Below are 18,180 nucleotides of genomic sequence, written 5' to 3' on the forward strand. Positions count from 1 at the left end.
CGGAAGAAATGAATAGCGCCACGACCGAGCCAACGAACGCCGAGCCAACCAACTCCACAGACTGGATTACGAGCCACACCTGCCACGTGCTTTTTGACCGGCCTGTCATCCCGCCGAACACCGGAAACGCTATCCGCATGTGTGCGGGCTCTGGAGCTATGCTGCATCTGGCCAAGCCATTGGGGTTCAACTTCGATGACAAGAATCTGCGTCGCGCCGGGCTGGATTACCATGACCTGGCTGATGTGCGTATTCACGATTCCATCGATCAAGCGTTGGAGACCTTTGCCAGCCAAGGGTGCCGCATCTTTGCTTTCACCGCTCACGCTGACACTTGGCACACCGATATTGAGTACACGAATACCGATGTACTGCTCTTTGGCCCGGAGCCAACCGGGTTGGAACAGTCAGTGCTCGATGATCCGCGAATTACACAATTAATCCGAATTCCGATGCTGCCAGCTCGTCGCAGCATGAACCTTTCCAACGCCGCAGCAGTGGCTGCTTATGAAGTCTGGCGTCAGCAGGGCTTTGTGGGCGGTAAATAGGGCCAAGGCGAGGGCGGTTACGGGGCGTTTCTGGGCATTATTCGCTCCTGTGCCTAAGATAAATGCCATGGCAGCGACAAAGCTTGATGGCAAACTCTACCGAGACGAAATCTTTGAAGACCTGGAAAAGCGCGTTGAGCGTTTGATGGAAGCCGGCTACACCCCGGGGCTGGCCACCGTGTTGGTTGGTGATGACCCAGGCAGCCACTCTTACGTCAAGATGAAGCATCGCGACTGTGAGCAGATTGGTATCGCCTCTATCCGCCGTGACCTTCCGGCTGACACCACGCAGGAAGAGCTCGAGGCAGTAATCACCGAGCTGAATGAAAGCCCGGAGTGCACAGGCTACATTGTTCAGTTGCCACTGCCGAAGCACCTGGATGAAAACCGTATTCTGGGGCTCATCGATCCGGAGAAGGATGCCGATGGCCTCCACCCGGTAAACCTGGGCAAGCTGGTCCTCAATGAGCCAGCACCACTGCCGTGTACTCCAAACGGCTGTATCCACCTGCTGCGACGCTTCGGCGTCGAGCTCAACGGTGCCAAGGTTGTTGTTATCGGCCGCGGTGTCACCGTTGGTCGCCCAATCGGCCTGATGCTCACTCGCCGCAGCGAGAACTCCACCGTGACGCTATGTCACACCGGCACCAAGGACTTGGCCGCTGAAACCCGTCAGGCTGATGTCATCATCGCAGCCGCTGGTGTCGCTCATATGCTTACTGCAGACATGGTCAAGCCTGGCGCTGCTGTACTCGACGTGGGAGTTTCGCGTGTCGACGGCAAGCTGGCCGGTGACGTTGCTGATGACGTCTGGGACATTGCCGGTTACGTATCCCCGAACCCAGGTGGTGTCGGCCCACTGACTCGCGCTTTCCTCGTACGCAATGTCGTCGAGCGCGCTGAAAAGCTCGCTGGTCTGGCCTAGCCAGCCAGGAGGAACAACTCGTGTCGAAAAGGGAAATTGCGCAGCGTGCCCGGCGGGAAGATCTGCCGGATCCAATGCTGAACCCGCACAGCCCGAAGACCCCGCCGCCGGGGGCATCGTGGCCAATGTGGGTGCAGTATACGATTTACGGCGCGCTCTTTTTCGGCATGTCCGCCTTCGTTGTGTTCCTGGGGCTGGAGCGGTGGCGACGTGCCACATTCATGCTGGGAAGCACAATGATGCTGCTCGGCGTGGCTAGGCAGTACCTGCCGGACAGCATTTTAGGTGTGTTCTCTGTGCGATCCCGGGCCTTTGACCTATGGTTTTGCTCCATAATCGGGATGGGAATCGTATTCCTTGCAGTCAGCGTGGATGCGCTGGGAAGCTAGCTGACATTAGCTGACATCGCGGGCGAGGAAATTACGCACAATCGAATCCACTCGTTCGAACTCCGTCAAGAATCCGTCGTGCCCCACGGCGGATTCAATCTTTTCTAGCCCCAAGCAGTTGCCCAGATTGCGGGCGAGGTGCTCCTGCTGGTGGAAGGGGTAGAGAATGTCTGTGTCCACACCGGCAACCATGGTCGGCACGGTTGACGAGTGCAGCGCCTCGTTGAGGCCACCGCGACCACGGCCAATATTGTGCCGATTCAAGGTATCGGTGAGCACGACATACGAGCCGGCATCGAAACGCTGAGCCAGCTTCTTCGCCTGATGATCCAAGTAGCTTTCTACCTGGAATCGATCTTCCGTGCGCATCGCGCCCAACGGATCCTCACCGGGCTGCGCTGCCGCGCCAAAGCGGTCATCCATCTCCAGCTCGCCACGGTACGTCAAATGCGCGACCCTGCGTGCAAAACCCAGACCTCGGGCCGGAGTCACACCGCGGTCGTAGTAGTCGCCGCCATGCCAATCGGGATCGGACTCAATGAATTGAATCTGCGCAGACTGAATACCAATCTGCCAAGCAGACGCACGTGCGCCGACACACATCACCAATGCCTTGCCGACGAAATCCGGGTGCATCAGTGACCATTCAAGTGCGCGAGCCCCACCCAGGGAGCCACCAATGACAGCTTGGAGGCGGGAAATTCCCAGTTCTTGCAGCGCCAGGTGCTCCACCGTCACCGTGTCGCGCACGGAGATTGCGGGGAAGCGAGAGCCCCAGGGCTTGCCGTCGTCCGGATGTGGACTGGAAGGGCCGGTTGTACCGCGACAGCCACCGATGACGTTGGTGCAGATAATGCAGTACTCGTCGGTATCCAGTGCGCGGGCAGAGCCAATCATCCCGTTCCACCAACCCGCAGTCGGGTGGTACTCATCCGAGGGGCCGGAAGCGTGGGCGTCGCCGGTTAGAGCGTGCTCGAGGAGGATGACATTCGAGCAGTCGTCGTTAAGCCGACCCCAGCGTTCGAACTCGACAGTGACGTCGGGGATGACCGCGCCAGCCTCGGTTGTGACATCGCCGATAAAGACACGCCCCGGCTCGCCCTCGGGTGGGAGGGCGGCCGGGGTAGATGGGGAAAAGCTCATGCCTTATAGACTACTTAGTCCGTTCTGTGTCTGTGTACAAACGGTCTACGCGAGTGCTGCGAAGCCGCTCTCGAGATCGGCGATGATGTCATCGATGTTCTCGATACCGACGGAGAGACGCACGGTGGCCTGGGAAATGCCGGCGCGGGTCAGACCCTCCTCATCGGACTGGGAGTGAGTGGTGGTGGCCGGGTGGACAACCAGCGAGCGGACATCACCGATGTTGGCGACGTTGGAGTGCAGCTTCAGAGCGTCAATGAACTTCCACGCCTTGGCGGTGTCGGCGTCCTTCAGGTCGAAGGAAAGCACGCCGCTGGCACCGGAAAGGCCCAGCTTGGTCAGGGTCTCGTACCACGGGGAGCTCGGCAGGCCAGCGTAGTTGACCTTGGCGACCAGCGGGTGGTTCTCGAGGAACTCAGCGACAGCCTTGGCGTTCTCATTGTGGCGCTCGATGCGCAGAGCCAGGGTGTCGAGGCCCTGAGCCAGAACCCAAGCGTTGAACGGAGCCGGGGCAGCGCCGGTGTCGCGGAGAATGCCAGCGCGAGCACGCAGTGCGAAGGCCGGGGCGCCCAGGTCGGCGAACTTCAGGCCGTGGTAAGCCTCGTCGGCCTCGGTGAAGTTCGGGAAGATGGAACGGCCGTTGCGGGTCTGAGTCCAGTCGAACTTGCCACCGTCGACGATGACACCGCCAAGGGAGGAGCCGTTACCAGTCAGGAACTTGGTGGTGGAGGAAACCACGACGTCAGCACCGTGCTCGAGCGGGCGCAGCAGGGCCGGGGTCGGAACCGTGTTGTCGACAATCAGCGGAACGTTGTTGCGGTGTGCAACCTCGGCGATGGCCGGGATATCGAGGACGTCGATCTGAGGGTTGGCGATGGACTCACCGTAGAAACCGACGGTGTTGTCCTGAACTGCTGCCTGCCAGGACTCCGGGTCATCCGGGTTCTCGACGAAAGTGCAGTCGATGCCAAGGCGCGGCAGGGTGACCTTGAACAGGGTCTCAGTACCGCCGTAGAGGCGTGGCGAAACGACGAAGTGGTCGCCTGCACGAGCCAGGGTGAGGACAGCAGCGGTCTCAGCTGCCTGGCCGGAGGAGAACAGTACGGCAGCGACGCCGCCTTCGAGGCTGGCGATGCGCTGCTCGACGGCATCCACAGTCGGGTTGGTCAGGCGGGAGTAAATCGGGCCTGCATCCGAGAGGTTGAAGCGGTTGGCAGCGTGCTCAGCGGAATCGAAGACGTAGGAGGAGGTGTTGTAAATCGGCAGGTTGCGCGCGGAGGTCTGTGCGTCCGGAGCGAAGCCGGCGTGAATAGCGCGAGTGGACAGGCCCCAGTTGGCGGCGTTGCTGTTGTCGTACTTGGTGGTCATTTCAGATACTTCCTTGCGGTTTTTTTGAGGTCGTTCAAAACGTTGCTTACAAACAATAGTGAACCAAGCTGTCTATTGCAAAGTTTTGGAAAAACCCAAGGTAAGAGGGTGTGTGTATCTGTGTCGAGAGTGCTATAGCCCGCTTAGTACGGATTGGTTTGATTAGTTCTGGGGCGTGGTCGGTTGTGGGGGGGGGGTGGAGGCTGCTGTATATGGGGGCGTGGGTGGCGCGTGGTGGGTGGTGGGTGGTGCGTGGCGAGTGGTGTTCGACGGGTGGCGGTTTGCCGAAGGAGTTAGTGCCTACCTTTATGACAGTTTGAAGGCAATTTTTTGGACAAAAGTGTCATAAAGGTAGTCAGTAACTCATGGGGTGAGGCACTGCGGTGCCGGGGCATCGGGCGCTGCGGTGCCGAGTGTCGAGGTGAGCCAAACAGGGGACTGAGTATGGGCGAAGGGTACCGTAAAGCGCCGAAAAGCACTGGGTACTGTCAAGACCGTTACGGAAGTCAGGGCATAGAAAAAGCCCCTCGCGCCATGTGCATCAAATGCAACATGAGCGAGGGGCTATCGCCCGAAACCGGCGGTCAGCCTAGGTCGGCCTAGACCAGCCTGGGCCAACCAGGTCAGCCAGACCAGCCAGGAGCAAGCAGCTAGTCCTACTTCTTCAGACCGTCGATGATCTCGTTGAACTCAGCGGACGGACGCATAACTGCGGAGGTCTTCTCATCGTCCGGCAGGAAGTAGCCACCCAGATCAGCTGGGGAACCCTGAGCATCAATCAGGGTCTTGGCGATGGACTCTTCCTTCTCCGTGAGAGCCTTAGCGACCGGTGCGAAAACTTCCTTCAGCTCGGAGTTCTCGTCCTGCTTGGCCAGCTCCTGTGCCCAGTAGAGAGCCAGGTAGAAGTGGGAGCCGCGGTTGTCGATTTCGCCAGCCTTGCGGGACGGCGACTTGCCCTCGTCGAGCAGGGTAGCGGTTGCCTTATCCAGGGCCTCAGCCAGGACGCGTGGACGTGGGTCGTCGTCATGCTCAGCGGCGTAGCGCAGGGACTCGGCCAGTGCCAGGAACTCGCCCAGGGAGTCCCAGCGCAGGTGGTTTTCTTCCTGAACCTGCTGGACGTGCTTCGGTGCGGAACCGCCTGCACCGGTCTCGAACAGGCCGCCCCCGGCCATCAGCGGCACGACCGACAGCATCTTGGCGGAGGTGCCCAGCTCCATGATCGGGAACAGGTCGGTGAGGTAGTCACGCAGAACGTTACCGGTTACGGAAATGGTGTTCTCGCCGCGGCGGATGCGCTCGAGGGAGAACTTGGTAGCGGACACCGGATCCATGATGCGGATATCCAGACCCTCGGTGTCGTGGTCTGCCAGGTACTCGTTGACCTTGCTGATCAGGTTGTTGTCGTGCGCACGCTGCGGGTCCAGCCAGAACACTGCAGGGTCGCCAGTGATACGAGCGCGGTTAACGGCCAGCTTCACCCAGTCGCGGATTGGGGCGTCCTTGGTCTGGCAGGAGCGCCAGATGTCACCCTCGGCGACGTGGTGCTCAATCAGAACCTCGCCAGCGGAGTTGATGACCTGCAGGACACCGTCAACCGGAATCTGGAAAGTCTTGTCGTGGGAGCCGTACTCCTCAGCCTTCTGAGCCATCAGGCCGACGTTCGGGACAGAGCCCATGGTGGCCGGGTCGAAAGCGCCATTGGCGCGGCAGTCCTCGATAACAGCCTGGTAGACGCCTGCGTAGGAGGAGTCCGGGATGACTGCGAGGGTGTCGCGCTCCTCACCATCCGGACCCCAGCCCTTGCCGCCGTTGCGGATCAGGGCCGGCATGGAAGCGTCAACGATGACGTCAGACGGAACGTGGAGGTTGGTGATGCCCTTATCGGAGTTGACCATGTAAAGGGCCGGACCTTCCTTCAGGTCCTTCTCGATAGCGGACTTGACGGCCGCCGCAGTAGCGTCGTCAAGCTTGTGTAGACCATCGAGCATGGCGCCCAGGCCGTTGTCCGGAGTCAGGTTGGCGGCAGCCAGCTTGGACTCGAACTTCGGGAAAACAGATGGCAGGAAGGCCTTGACAACCTCGCCGAAGATCAGCGGGTCGGAGACCTTCATCATGGTGGCCTTCAAGTGGACGGAGAACAGGATGTTCTCGCGCTGTGCGCGACGAATCTGAGCGCGCAGGAAGTTGTCCAGGATGTGGACGTTCATGCCCGTGCCGTCAATAATCTCGCCCTTGAGGACCGGCATGTCCTTCTTCAGGGTGATGATCTGGCCGTCGTTAGCCTCGAGCTGGTAGGTCAGCTTGTCATCTTCCGGCATGACAACGGACTTCTCGTTGTGGCGGAAGTCGTTGGAGGCCATGGTGGCGACGTTGGTCTTGGAGTCTGCAGACCAAGCGCCCATGCGGTGCGGGTGCTTGCGGGCGTAGTTCTTCACCGGCTCCGGAGCGCGGCGGTCGGAGTTGCCCTCACGCAGTACCGGGTTAACGGCAGAGCCCTTGACCTTGTCGAACTTGGCGCGGTCGGCGGTCTCCTCGTCGCCTTCCGGCTGCGACTTGTACTTCGGAATGTCATAGCCCTTTTCCTGCAGCTCTGCGACAGCGCGCTTAATCTGCGGGACGGATGCAGAGATATTCGGCAGCTTGATGATGTTGGCGTCCGGCTCCTTGACCAGCTTGCCCAGGGCTGCCAGCGCATCCTCTACCTTCTGTTCGTCCGAAAGACGCTCCGGGAACTGAGCCAGAATGCGGCCTGCGAGGGAGATGTCGCGGGTTTCAACATTGACACCAGCCTGGCTTGCAAATGCCTCCACGATTGGCTTCAGCGAGTAGCTCGCCAGCAGAGGGGCTTCGTCAGTACGGGTCCAAATAATTGTCGCCATAATTCATGTCTCCTATCTGTTTTGTTCCACGATAACCCAGTTTTGAATCTTGGGTTGTGTCGGGGCATAGCGCAAAAACAGTGATAGTGATATGAATAACGCAATTATGTGAGGTAAGTCACGAAATGCGCAATTATTTGTCGCTTATTCGCCGCTTTTCATTCCATTTTTCGCTTTACGACGGCCCCCGCGCTCAAACCCTTCAAATACGAAAAACCGCGCTGGGGTGTCGTGCACGCCGGCGCGGTTGTTCAGGGCAGCCTATTTAGTTCTGTGTATTGTTCGGAGGATTGTTCTGGCCGAACTGGTAGCCCTGAGTGTTCTGAGACTGTGGGTACTGCGGAGCATAGCCCTGCCCCGGGGCCGACTGGGTAGTCCTGACCAGTTTCTGGCCGCGGAACCATGCGCGCATGTCCTTGAGGAACATAAGAACGCAAGCCGCGATCAGCATGGCACCTGCGAGGAAGAGGACTACATCCACCCAGGAGCTCAAGAACAGGAGGGGGATGATGGTCATAGCCAACGCCAGTGGTGCCACGGTGACGCAGAAAAAGATTGGTGCCGTCGAGTCTTCACCGCGGAGGATGGAGTGAATCCAGTATGCGGTCAAGGTGACAAGCATCATTCCCATCAGTAAGAGGACTGGAACAAGAACGAGGGCGGCTGCAGCGCCCATAATGTAGCCGATGTCATCCCAAGAATCACCCAACGATGACTCTAGGCTGCCGAGATCGTTGGCGCCCTGGATGCCGAGCGTGATTGCGTACAGAACTGCGATGATGCCAATCAGAGTTGAAAAACCGACCAAGCCGGTAGTGATTCGGGGGATGAGTGGCATGCGCTGCCACATGTTCTGCAGTGTGGCGTTTGCAGGCAGCGGTGGTACATCCGTGGTCACCGTGGTGGTTACTGTCGCAGGACTGGTTTGAGTTGGGGCGGACCACTGTGCTTGTTGGGTTTGCGTCTGGAACGAGGATTCCTGCGCAGTGGGTGCCGGGCGATTTGCCAGCCCGCGCAGCGTCGCAATGGTGATGGTGGCGTTCTCATCGGCCAGCAAAGCGTCGTATTCGCGACGACGTCCCTCATCGCCAAGCACTTGCAGCGCAGTGAGCTTCTCCTGGAACTCGCCGGAGTACTCCGAGACGCCAGCATCTCGCAGTTCGGAGAGTTGATTAGAAAGATTTGCATGGAGCTCTTCGGTGCTGGCTTCGCTATCCAGCGTCAGAGACTCGTAGAGGTTATAGCGGTCGCCCATAGTGAATCAAGATCCTATCGGTATTGCAGTTCGAAATATCTTTTAAAACAATTTACCCGGTAGCTAGTACGGCAGCATCGAAGACCCGGAGCGCTCGATGGTAGGAAGTCCGTCACGCTCGAAGGGAATTCGTAGTCCTCGGCAAACAATGCCGATTACAAAATGCATTGGGAAGAACTTGAGTGAGCGACTTCCACTAATGGCCGCAGATGTTATTCCGCGCACAAATACCCGGGGAACAGGCGGATTAAATAGCGAAATTTTTGTGTTGCGGAGTAGAGTCTCATTTTTCCCTTGCGGCTCCCCTCACGGTTTTGCGAGCCCGTCTTGGGTCGAAAATCGAGGGGAACTGAGAGCCCACCAACTGGCGTAAGAAGAGAAAAGGAGACGGTCGCAATGACGTCGTCAAGCGAAGTAACAACCCACAACGACGATCACAAACCGCGTGCACGTCGTGTGGGAGCGTTTAGCTCGCATCGCCGTCCTGTTCCGGTGCAGGACGACATCTCTGATCTACGCCGAATCTTGGTGATTGTGGCTCTGTCGGTCGGTGCATTCGGCATCGGCGTTACCGAGTTTGTGGCCATGGGCCTGCTGCCTTACATCGCTGATGCCTTCGGACGTGATGAGGATGCCGCAGGGCGCATGATTTCGATGTACGCACTCGGTGTTGTCGTGGGCGCACCCCTAATTACCGTGCTGACCGGCTCGATTCCGCGCAGGCGCATGCTCCTGCTGCTGATGGCGGCATTTACCATCGGCAATGGTGCCACGGTATGGGCAGGCACACTGGGGTCTTTCGAAGCTGTCATGGTCTCCCGCTTCATTGCCGGTTTGCCGCACGGTGCGTATTTCTCGGTGGCGGCGCTGGTGGCTGCCTCCCTGGCTAAGCCGGGACAGCGCGGCAAGATGGTGGCTCTGTCGGGCGTGGGGTTGTCGGTGGCGACTGTGATTGGTGTGCCGGCCGCGCAGGTGCTGGGACAGATTTACGGTTGGCGCAGCGCCTTCGCGTTTGTCGCGGTCATCGGGCTGATTGCATTTGTTTCGCTGTGGTTCGCCGTGCCGCATATGAACCGCATGCCGAAGACACGTCCGATGGATGAGCTCTCGGCTCTGGTGACACCGCAGGTGCTGCTGACCGTCGCAATCGGCACCGTTGGTTTCGGCGGCATGTTCGCGGTTTACACCTACATCACCTGGACCATGACTCGCGAAGCGGGCATGAGCGAAAACCACATCTGGATTGTGCTGATGGCCTACGGCATCGGCATGGTTGTCGGTACTTACATCGGTGGCTGGCTCTCCGACCGCATCGGGGAGTGGGGCATCATGGTTGCGCTGGTGCTGATGGTAATCATGCTCAGCGTCTTCTACTTCACCTCACAGAATGCTGTGCTGGGCACGATCAACTTCCTCCTTATCGGTCTGCTGGGATCGGTATTGGTGCCAAATCTGCAGACCCGTCTGATGGATGTCGCCGGTCGCGCACAGACGCTGGCGGCAGCTCTCAACCAGGCCGCATTGAACATGGCCAACGCCTTTGGAGCGGCGCTCGGTGGTTGGGTCATTGCGTCCGGTTATGGCTACCGCGCACCGGCTTTGGGCGGCGCGACGTTGGCGATGTTGGCTATCTTCATCGCTCTGCCGACCATTGTTCTTTACCGCCGCTCACAGGCGAAGAAGGCTGAGCGCATCGAACTGCGCTAGGGGTCTTCAAGGCGTAGTGCACGCATAGGTAACGTATGAGGGCATGAGCCTTACAATCGCGACAATCAATGTCAACGGCATCCGCGCCGCCGTCAAGGAGCGCAGCGAAACCAACCTGGGATTGCTGGAGTGGTTGAAGCACACCAGTTCCGATGTCGTTTTGTTGCAGGAAGTCCGCGCCACCGACGACCAGGCACGCAAGGCCCTCGCGCCCGCTTTTGATGCCGGATGGCATTGGGTCGGCGCTGAAAACCTGGGTGCAAAGGGGCGCGCCGGCGTGGGCATTCTCTCGCGCTTTCCGCTTAACGACGTCCAGGTGGGCATCGGCTCCGAGGAGTTCGAAGAATCCGGTCGGTTTATCAGTGGTATTGCCCCGGCAGCGGACACCGGCCTGGATGTGGATGTCCAGATTGCCAGCCTCTACCTGCCCTCTGGTGCTGCCCTGAGCGAGAAGCAGGATGAGAAGTACCGCTTCCTCGATGCCTTCTCCGACTACCTGGCGGAACTGGGTGCCAAGGGGCGCGACGGTCACCACGCAGTCATCGGCGGCGACTGGAACATCTGCCACCGCGAACAGGATTTGAAGAACTGGAAGACCAACCGCCGCAAGAGCGGTTTCCTACCGCAGGAGCGTGCCTGGATGGACTCGGTCTTCGGCTGCTGGCCCGATGAGGTTCCCCAGGATTCGCAGGTTCAGGCCAGCGAAAAGGAGCTGGAATCCGGTGCCTTCTCCGATGGTTCTGTGTGGGAGGCCCCGAAGCTCAATGCAGATCCGGTGTGGTTTGATGTCACTCGCCGTCTGCACCCAGAGGCCGACGGCCCCTGGTCCTGGTGGACCTACCGCGGTAAGGCGTTCGATACCGATGCCGGCTGGCGCATCGACTACCAGGCGGTAACCGAACCAATGCTCAAGCGTGCCGTCAGCTCGGTAGTGGATAAGCCTGCCGCCTACGACCTTCGCTGGACGGACCACGCGCCGGTGATCGTGGAGTACGCCTAAACCCGGCATACGCCTAACCCCGAGTGGACTAGTGTGCTCCGACGTCAGCGAACTCTGGGATCAACTCCGGCTCGGGAGCAGTTACGAGATGCCGGTTCTGCCGCAACATCGAGGCGATGCCGTCAACGATGGCGTCGGCCCATTTGTCCTGCATAGCCGGGTCGGCCAAATCGCGGGTGAGTTTTTCAGCGCCCACCGCTCCCAGCGATAGCGCAACCGTCGGCGCATGCGACCGCGAACTCTGGTTCACCGCCACTGCCGGCGCCAGACCGGTACGAAACTCTGTTGGCACCCCGTTTGTGCTGTAACTGCTGTGCGGATTGAAACCTCGGAACACCATTCCGTCACGCACACCCGCCGCCAACTGCCAATCGGCAGGAGCATCGTCCTCAGGTTCGAGAGACTTCACCACAGCGGATACCGAAAAGCCACGATCGCCGATGTTATCCCCAGAAAGGGTCTGGTCCTCTGATGAGCGACCGACAATTACGGTGGCTGCGCTCTCCGTGCCGTCGGCAAGCGAATGCGCGCCAACGATTGCGCCGCGCTGACGGAGCTTCTCGTTGGCACGTTGCACGATGCTGTCGATGTGAGCGGAAGTATCCCCACTCAAACGCAGCGCGCGAGGCAGGTCGGCGTTGATAGCCTCGATGGCCTCGCGGCGAGAGTCGACGGTGATGCGCGCGCCGGCGAGCGGATCGACAGCCTCGTCGGGGGAGGGGACGATCGGCTGGCGCGGAGGCATCCACAGCGGATTGGGGCGCGCCGGGCGGTGTGGGGAACTGTTGACAACAGCGTGCAACTCTTCAGGTGAAAACATCTTGTTGACCGCGAAAATCATCACAGAACCGTCGTGATACACGGGCGTGAGCCCCGGCGCGTGCCATGCCCAGGAACGCATCGACAGCGCCTCCGTGCCATCCGTGTTCACACCTGGCGGAGAACTAATGATGTAATGCACGCCCAGTTTTTTCGCCATGGCATCGAATTCCGGATGTGAGCCCAGCAAGTCAACGTTTGTCGGCAGCTTCTTGCTTGCCTCGGCAGTTTTGTCGGAGAAGGAGAAATGGCGGAACAGCGTCGGCAGTCCAGCGATGGCGTACATCCACGCAGAACCGTCACGACGGTCATTGAGGATATGCCCCTCAAACGCATGCGGCTGCTCGGACAGCCAATCAATAGCTTCCATGTCCGCAGCGGTCACAAACGTGCTTCCGAAACTTCCACGAATTGCCTCGCGCTGAGCAGGCCCACTCACCCAGGTCGCAGGCACAATCGCCAGTGCCGCTACGAGCCCCATCGCCAGCGCAGGATTCCACGACTTGACCGGCTGATTTCGCTTTGCGACGATCCACTGCGCCGCAGCCACAATCGCGACAACGGCAGCCGCGACTGCGTAGCCGACCAGCACTGCGCGCAGAATTCCCATAACCGCCTGCATACGGTACGGCATGTCGTAGAAGAAAGTGCCAATAAACTTCAGATAGGTGCCGAACGGCTCATCCCAACGGGACTGCGCACTATCGGACACCACAAAGAGCAGCCCGAAAGCCAGTGCCGGCCACGGCGCCCACGGGCTGTCTGGTAGGCGAGAGACCAGCGCCACCACCAGGCCGATGAGCACAAGAACCAGAACAGTCTGGGAAAAGATGGGCTCGTCAGCATAGCGGGAAAACCCGATAAGAGTCCGCCACAGTGATTCGGAGCGGGAAATCTCAATTTGGCCGGTAAAGCCCGCAACGGATTCACCTTGCCCGCTAGCGGACAATGCTGCCGGGAGAGTCATCACCAGTGAGAGCGCTCCGATAATTAGTGTGCGAGCGAGGCCACTGACACTCGGTTGGGTGATCAACCACAAGCCAACAAAGAGCACAGCAGCAATTGCGCCGGCCGGGTGGGTGATAAACGTGCCGACCAGGGCAAGCGTAGCGGGGACAATATAGCCCCGCATGGTCAAAGCCGCAGCGATCGGCAAAGTGGCCACCGCGAGCAGATACGGCATGGAGGATGTGCGCCAAAGAGCCACCCAAATCTCCGGAAGCATCAGCGTCGCGACGGCAGCTGCGGGACCGGCATAGGCCGCCCACTTAGGGCCAACTGCGGTGCGGGCTAGCACCGCAGTTGCTGCGGGCAGAAGCAGCGCCGGGGCCAAGAACGCAAACACGTTGGAATCGAGGAAAACCGAGCCGGGCAGCAGCCCCGCCACGGCATGCCAGCCGGTGGGGTAGAACATTTCGGCTCCGGTCTCCTGATTCATCAGGTCACCGGCCGCGGTGGGCGAGGCTATTGCATGCTCGTCAATGAACCGGAGGAAGTTGGTATGCCAGAGCATATCCCAGGCCTCGCGGATAGCGCCGGGGCCACCGGGGACGTCGTTAAGCACGAGCATGGCGCGCATCGAGCCGACTACCGTGACCCCGGCGACAATCATCGCGGTGACAACGCCGGAATCGAAGCCGTCTTCGGGCGTTGCCCGGGGGATGAATCTGCGCACCAGATAGCCAATGGCACAGAACCATGCCCACATGCCGGCCACGAAGAGCCAGGTGTAATCCAGCCCAAGCGCGTGAGACGACCATGCGGAAAAACCGATCACACCCATCGTTAATGGGCCGGCAGATGCCAACGCGAGCGTGGGACGTAGCCCACTGACCCAACCGAGAACTGTGCCTGGGATCAGCAGGATGAAGACGGCAACCGCAATGGCAGCGAGCATGGGACTCCTGACGGATAAGAGAATTGAATTAGTCCAATAATACCTGTGGGTTAGTTCGGCACTTGGGACGCGAGCGCCTAAGATTTGAAGAAGGGCTGATGGGACTTCAGCTGCTGTAAAGCCCAAGCGCGAATTTGCGCGAGACTTGAAGCGAGCTCGGTGCGGACCCGGAAAGGAGAGGACATTCACAGTGAAAAACGGCGAGAGAGATAACAAGCGGCACCAGATGGCCGATTTGGAAGCCATCGCACGGAGCCTGCAGAACGATCCTGGTACTGCTGTCAATGTCCCGGTGGTCGTGACTTCCGGTGTCATCGTTGCGTTTATCGTGCTGTCTTTTGCCTACGCGTGGCCACTGTGGATTTCCCTCGGACTCATTGTTCTGCTGGGAGTCGTCATGGTCGTGTCCTACACCCGCAGGCCTCCCGTAGCTCCACTGGAGTTGACCCAGGGGGAGCGCGAGCGTGTTCGACGTGTTCTCTCTGAACACGGCATCCGCCCGGCTGTCACGCTGGTGCGCGCACTGTACCCCGAGGAATCGCCAGCCGCTGCAGCGCGAACCGTCAAATTGCTATCCGATCGAATGCTTGTGGAGCAAGGGTACAAGGGCCGTCAGGACTAGTTTTTGGTGGTCGCTTTCCCGGTAGTCGACGTCGATTTAAAGACCGGATATTAAGGATTGGCGTTCCTGTAAAGCCTGCGATGTCGTCGAAATGGGTACGTCGCCGACTCTCCACTATGAAGCTCGCGCTAAACTTATTGGCTATGAGTGAAAGCAAGGGTCCTGAAGCAACTAATCCTGCACCGAGTGCTCGTAAGCAGCGCGTTCTGTCCGGCATTCAGCCGACCGCAGATTCCTACCACCTGGGCAACTACCTGGGAGCATTGAAGAACTGGATTAATCTGCAGGATGACTTCGACGCTTACTACTTCATTCCAGACCTGCACGCCATCACTGTCGAGCAGAATCCGAAGGAGCTGCGTCAGCGCACTATCGCAGGTGCCGCACAGCTGATTGCACTTGGTATTGATCCGGAGAAGTCGGTGCTGTTCGTGCAGTCGCATGTGCCCGAGCACGCGGAGCTCGGATGGGTGCTGACCTGCTTGACTGGCTTTGGTGAAGCCAGCCGTATGACGCAGTTTAAGGACAAGTCCTCTCGTCAGGGCGCGGAACACACCTCCGCTGGTTTGTTTGCGTACCCGATGCTGATGGCCGCCGACATTCTGCTCTACCGCCCACAGCTGGTGCCGGTGGGCGAGGACCAACGCCAGCACCTCGAGCTGACGCGTAACCTGGCGCAGCGCTTCAACTCCCGCTACAAGAAAACGTTCGTTGTGCCGGATCCGCACATCATGGAAGGCTCCGCCAAGATTTATGACTTGCAGGGTCCGACCTCGAAGATGAGCAAGTCGGGTGCAAACCCGAAGGGCATTATTAATCTGTTGGACGACCCAAAGGTCTCTGCCAAGCGCATTCGCTCGGCCGTTACCGACAACGATGGCGAAATTCGTTTCGACCGTGAGAACAAGCCGGGCGTATCCAACCTGCTGGTCATTCAGTCGGCGTTGACCGACAAGCCTGTCGACGAGCTCGTTGCCGGCTACGAAGGCGCAGGCTACGGCCAGCTGAAGGCTGATACCGCAGATGCGCTGGAAGCATTCACCACGCCACTGCGTGCTCGCTATGAGGAGCTCATGGCTGATCGCGGTGAGTTGGAACGGATCCTGGCCGAAGGCGCTGACCGTGCCCGTGAAGTTGCCGCCAAGACACTTGCAGATGTGTACGAGCGAGTCGGGTTCCTGAAGGCCGCCAACCGTTAATTCAGCTGTAGACTCTGCGCTTCAGTCTCCGTACCGAAAGCTGGCACGTTAAGGTAGGGGACATGGCAACCTCTACTCAAAAAGATCCGAAGAGAACGGACCGCTATGGCATCGAGCGTGTACACGCCGATGAACCGAGCGCAATCGACCGCCTCCGCGAAAAGTGGGCGTGGTTCGATCACGTTATGCGGATGCAGGAGCGCTACTCCGAGCAGGGCGGTAACTTTTTTGCCGCCGCTGTCACGTACTTCTCCGTGCTGTCGATTTTCCCCCTAATCATGACGGCATTTGCCATCCTCGCGCTTGTGCTGCGTGGCAATGAGCAGCTGCTTGAGCAAATCCAGTCCGCTATCACCGACTCCATCGATGGGTCGATGGGCGACACCATCAACGCAATTATCGAAGGCGCGATCGATCAGGCAGGTGGCGTCTTCACCGTCGGTTTCATTGCCACCCTGTGGTCGGGTCTTGGTTGGATGGGCAACCTCTCCAACGCAGTGACACAGCTGTGGAAGCGCCCGCTGGGCGCTAGCAACTTCGTGGTGGGAAAGGTTCGCGACCTGCTGCGTCTGCTGGGCATGCTGGTTATGATCCTGCTGACCTTCGCTGTCACCGCAGCCGGCTCTTCCGGACTGACCCAGTCCCTGCTGGACAAGATTGGTCTGGCTCATGTCCCGGGAATCACAATTATTGCGGGATTGATTGCCATCGCCATTGGTCTCGTTGCCAACTGGCTGCTGTTCTTCTGGATGCTCGCTTTCCTGCCGCGCGGGGGCGCCCCGTTCCGCTCTGCGGCAAAGGGTGCGATTATCGGTGCGATTGGCCTTGAGGTTGTCAAGCAGCTCGGTAGCGTTTTCTTCTCCAACGCCCTGTCGAACCCGGCCGGTGCAGTTTTCGGTCCGGTCATCGGTTTGATGGTCGTTTTCTACCTCATCTGGCGCATCACTATGTACGCCACCGCCTGGACGGCGACGACCGAAGAAGCGCTTGCCGACGAGGAGCTGGATGCACCTGCTCCTGCTGTCATTAACGTCCGTGCGGAAGCGGCCAACCCGTCCGGATTGAACCGCCTGCTCGGTTCGAAATAATTAGCCGCGATCGCGTCTGCCGAAGCGGTAGGTGACCATCGCAATCAATGCGATGACACCTACGATGGCAGCGCTGACAGTAATTTTTAGCCCGGTTCCTGTTGACTCGTTGTCCAGGATATCGGGCAATTTTTCTACCAACTTATCCTCAGTCGCTTCCGCTTCGAGGACACCGACAGAGCTGTCCTGCGGTGCCGCGAAGCCGGCGTCGAGAAGCGATGCCGCCTGCTCCCAGGGGCGCGGTGAATCCTCCACAGTGACGTCGAGAACGATGACGCCGAGACGACGGCCATCGCGCTCAGCCACCCCAGCGAAGGTGTGACGGGCATCGTCGGTAAAACCAGTCTTGCCTCCAAGGGCGCCGGGGTAGTCCTGGGCAATCAGCTGATTGTCGTTGGCGATTTCGAAGTCATCGACCTCGAGAGCCTTGTCTCCGGGGATGGTGGCCAGGCGGGTGGCCGAGAGCTTGCGATAGGTCTCATTGTTGAATGCGTGCTGGAAGAACAGTGACATGTCGTATGCCGACGTCATCTGTCCCGGAGCATCGAGACCAGTCGGGTTGACCACTCGCGTATCCGTCGCCCCCAACTTCTTTGCCAGGGCATTGACCTTCTCTGTGGTCTTATCCATGCCACCAAGTTCGCGAGCCAAGGCGTGGCCGGTGTCGTTGCCGGAGTTAAGCAACAGACCAGTCAGGAGCGTTTCTACCGAGTAGTTCACGTCCTCGACGATGCCGACACGAGAGCCCTCCATGTTCGCGTCCTCGAAGGTCGCCTTGACTGGGGTGTCGAGCTTCAAATTCTCGATTGCCTCCATCGCCAGCAGCACCTTAATAATTGATGCCGGACGGTAGCGGCCGTGCGGGTCCTTCGCCGCAAGGACATCGCCGGATTTCAAATCGAACACCGTCCATGCAGAGGCGGAGAGGTCCTTCGGAACGTCAAACCCCTCACCGCTGACAATGCCGCAGGCGGACATCTTGCTACCTCCAGCCGGCTTTTGAGGAACCGGAAGTGGAGCGGGAGATGTTTCGCCGGGAGCCGGAACCTCAGAGGAATCCACTGGTGCTGGTGGAAGGGTCTTGTAGGGGCAGCCCTCCGTGTCACGGATATCAGGTGCGGGACCGACAATCGGGGCGTCGTCGGTAAGCGAGGTGCTCTGCGCCATGGCTGCGGGGGCGGTGCTCGGCAGAAGCAGAGCGCTGGTAGCTAGCAGCGTAACGGCAGATGAGAAGCGGCGAGAGGGAAACATGATGAAATAAGGGTAGTAAAACGTCACCCGAAATGACGTATTCGTCGTGTGTGGATGGGGGAAAACGGGGGAGCGGAAGCCTTTGTACAA

At 59.4% G+C, this 18,180-nt stretch carries 14 protein-coding genes; 8 read left to right on the top strand and 6 right to left on the bottom strand.

What is annotated here, in order from left to right:
- Positions 1-8 precede the first annotated feature (8 nt).
- The 3 genes from HMPREF2751_RS09825 (at position 9) to HMPREF2751_RS09835 (ending at position 1,862) form a co-directional block, all read left to right on the top strand.
- Positions 9-548: a tRNA (cytidine(34)-2'-O)-methyltransferase gene (locus HMPREF2751_RS09825; protein WP_049169925.1), complete on the top strand. Its 540-nt coding sequence runs from the start codon at positions 9-11 to the stop codon at positions 546-548.
- A gap of 67 nt (positions 549-615) precedes the next feature.
- Entirely contained in the window at positions 616-1,473 is an 858-nt protein-coding gene (locus tag HMPREF2751_RS09830) for a bifunctional methylenetetrahydrofolate dehydrogenase/methenyltetrahydrofolate cyclohydrolase (RefSeq protein WP_049169923.1), read from the top strand.
- Positions 1,474-1,493: 20 nt separating this feature from the next.
- Positions 1,494-1,862 (top strand): DUF3017 domain-containing protein, encoded by a 369-nt coding sequence (locus HMPREF2751_RS09835; protein WP_005510063.1) that lies wholly within the window; start codon positions 1,494-1,496, stop codon positions 1,860-1,862.
- A 6-nt stretch (positions 1,863-1,868) separates the two neighbouring features.
- On the opposite strand, the gene HMPREF2751_RS09840 is transcribed toward HMPREF2751_RS09835, so the two are convergent.
- From HMPREF2751_RS09840 to HMPREF2751_RS09855, 4 genes are all read right to left on the bottom strand, one after another.
- Positions 1,869-3,005, bottom strand: a complete 1,137-nt coding sequence (locus HMPREF2751_RS09840) for a homoserine O-acetyltransferase MetX (protein ID WP_070595947.1) — start codon at positions 3,003-3,005, stop codon at positions 1,869-1,871.
- 45 nt (positions 3,006-3,050) lie between these two features.
- The gene (locus tag HMPREF2751_RS09845) at positions 3,051-4,373 is read right to left on the bottom strand and encodes an O-acetylhomoserine/O-acetylserine sulfhydrylase (protein ID WP_070595948.1); all 1,323 of its coding nucleotides are present in this window, start codon (positions 4,371-4,373) and stop codon (positions 3,051-3,053) included.
- Positions 4,374-5,029: 656 nt separating this feature from the next.
- A complete protein-coding gene (locus HMPREF2751_RS09850) occupies positions 5,030-7,252 on the bottom strand; it encodes an NADP-dependent isocitrate dehydrogenase (protein WP_070545703.1) in 2,223 nt (740 codons plus the stop codon).
- Between the two features lie 265 nt (positions 7,253-7,517).
- Entirely contained in the window at positions 7,518-8,507 is a 990-nt protein-coding gene (locus HMPREF2751_RS09855) for a hypothetical protein (RefSeq protein ID WP_049171948.1), read from the bottom strand.
- Positions 8,508-8,903: 396 nt separating this feature from the next.
- Between HMPREF2751_RS09855 and HMPREF2751_RS09860 the strand changes: the two genes are divergently transcribed.
- Both HMPREF2751_RS09860 and HMPREF2751_RS09865 read left to right on the top strand, forming a co-directional pair.
- Positions 8,904-10,214, top strand: coding sequence for an MFS transporter (locus tag HMPREF2751_RS09860; protein ID WP_070595949.1), 1,311 nt, complete (start codon positions 8,904-8,906; stop codon positions 10,212-10,214).
- 43 nt (positions 10,215-10,257) lie between these two features.
- Positions 10,258-11,214 (top strand): exodeoxyribonuclease III, encoded by a 957-nt coding sequence (locus HMPREF2751_RS09865; protein ID WP_049171950.1) that lies wholly within the window; start codon positions 10,258-10,260, stop codon positions 11,212-11,214.
- 28 nt (positions 11,215-11,242) lie between these two features.
- On the opposite strand, the gene HMPREF2751_RS09870 is transcribed toward HMPREF2751_RS09865, so the two are convergent.
- Positions 11,243-13,930, bottom strand: a complete 2,688-nt coding sequence (locus HMPREF2751_RS09870) for a DUF6541 family protein (RefSeq protein WP_070595950.1) — start codon at positions 13,928-13,930, stop codon at positions 11,243-11,245.
- Positions 13,931-14,120: 190 nt separating this feature from the next.
- On the opposite strand from HMPREF2751_RS09870, the gene HMPREF2751_RS09875 reads away from it, so the two are divergent.
- From HMPREF2751_RS09875 to HMPREF2751_RS09885, 3 genes are all read left to right on the top strand, one after another.
- Positions 14,121-14,552 (top strand): hypothetical protein, encoded by a 432-nt coding sequence (locus tag HMPREF2751_RS09875; RefSeq protein WP_070560858.1) that lies wholly within the window; start codon positions 14,121-14,123, stop codon positions 14,550-14,552.
- A gap of 143 nt (positions 14,553-14,695) precedes the next feature.
- Complete coding sequence (gene trpS, locus HMPREF2751_RS09880; protein ID WP_038627786.1) at positions 14,696-15,751, top strand: tryptophan--tRNA ligase; 1,056 nt, start codon at positions 14,696-14,698, stop codon at positions 15,749-15,751.
- Positions 15,752-15,813: 62 nt separating this feature from the next.
- Positions 15,814-16,839 carry a YhjD/YihY/BrkB family envelope integrity protein gene (locus tag HMPREF2751_RS09885; protein ID WP_016422146.1) on the top strand — a complete coding sequence of 342 codons (1,026 nt, stop codon included), beginning with the start codon at positions 15,814-15,816 and terminating at the stop codon, positions 16,837-16,839.
- On the opposite strand, the gene HMPREF2751_RS09890 is transcribed toward HMPREF2751_RS09885, so the two are convergent.
- On the bottom strand, positions 16,840-18,090 hold the full coding sequence (locus HMPREF2751_RS09890; RefSeq protein WP_187269913.1) for a D-alanyl-D-alanine carboxypeptidase family protein: 1,251 nt from the start codon (positions 18,088-18,090) through the stop codon (positions 16,840-16,842).
- Positions 18,091-18,180 lie beyond the last annotated feature (90 nt).

The sequence above is a fragment of the Corynebacterium sp. HMSC063G05 genome, from assembly GCF_001810555.1.
Lineage (GTDB): Bacteria > Actinomycetota > Actinomycetes > Mycobacteriales > Mycobacteriaceae > Corynebacterium > Corynebacterium jeikeium_D.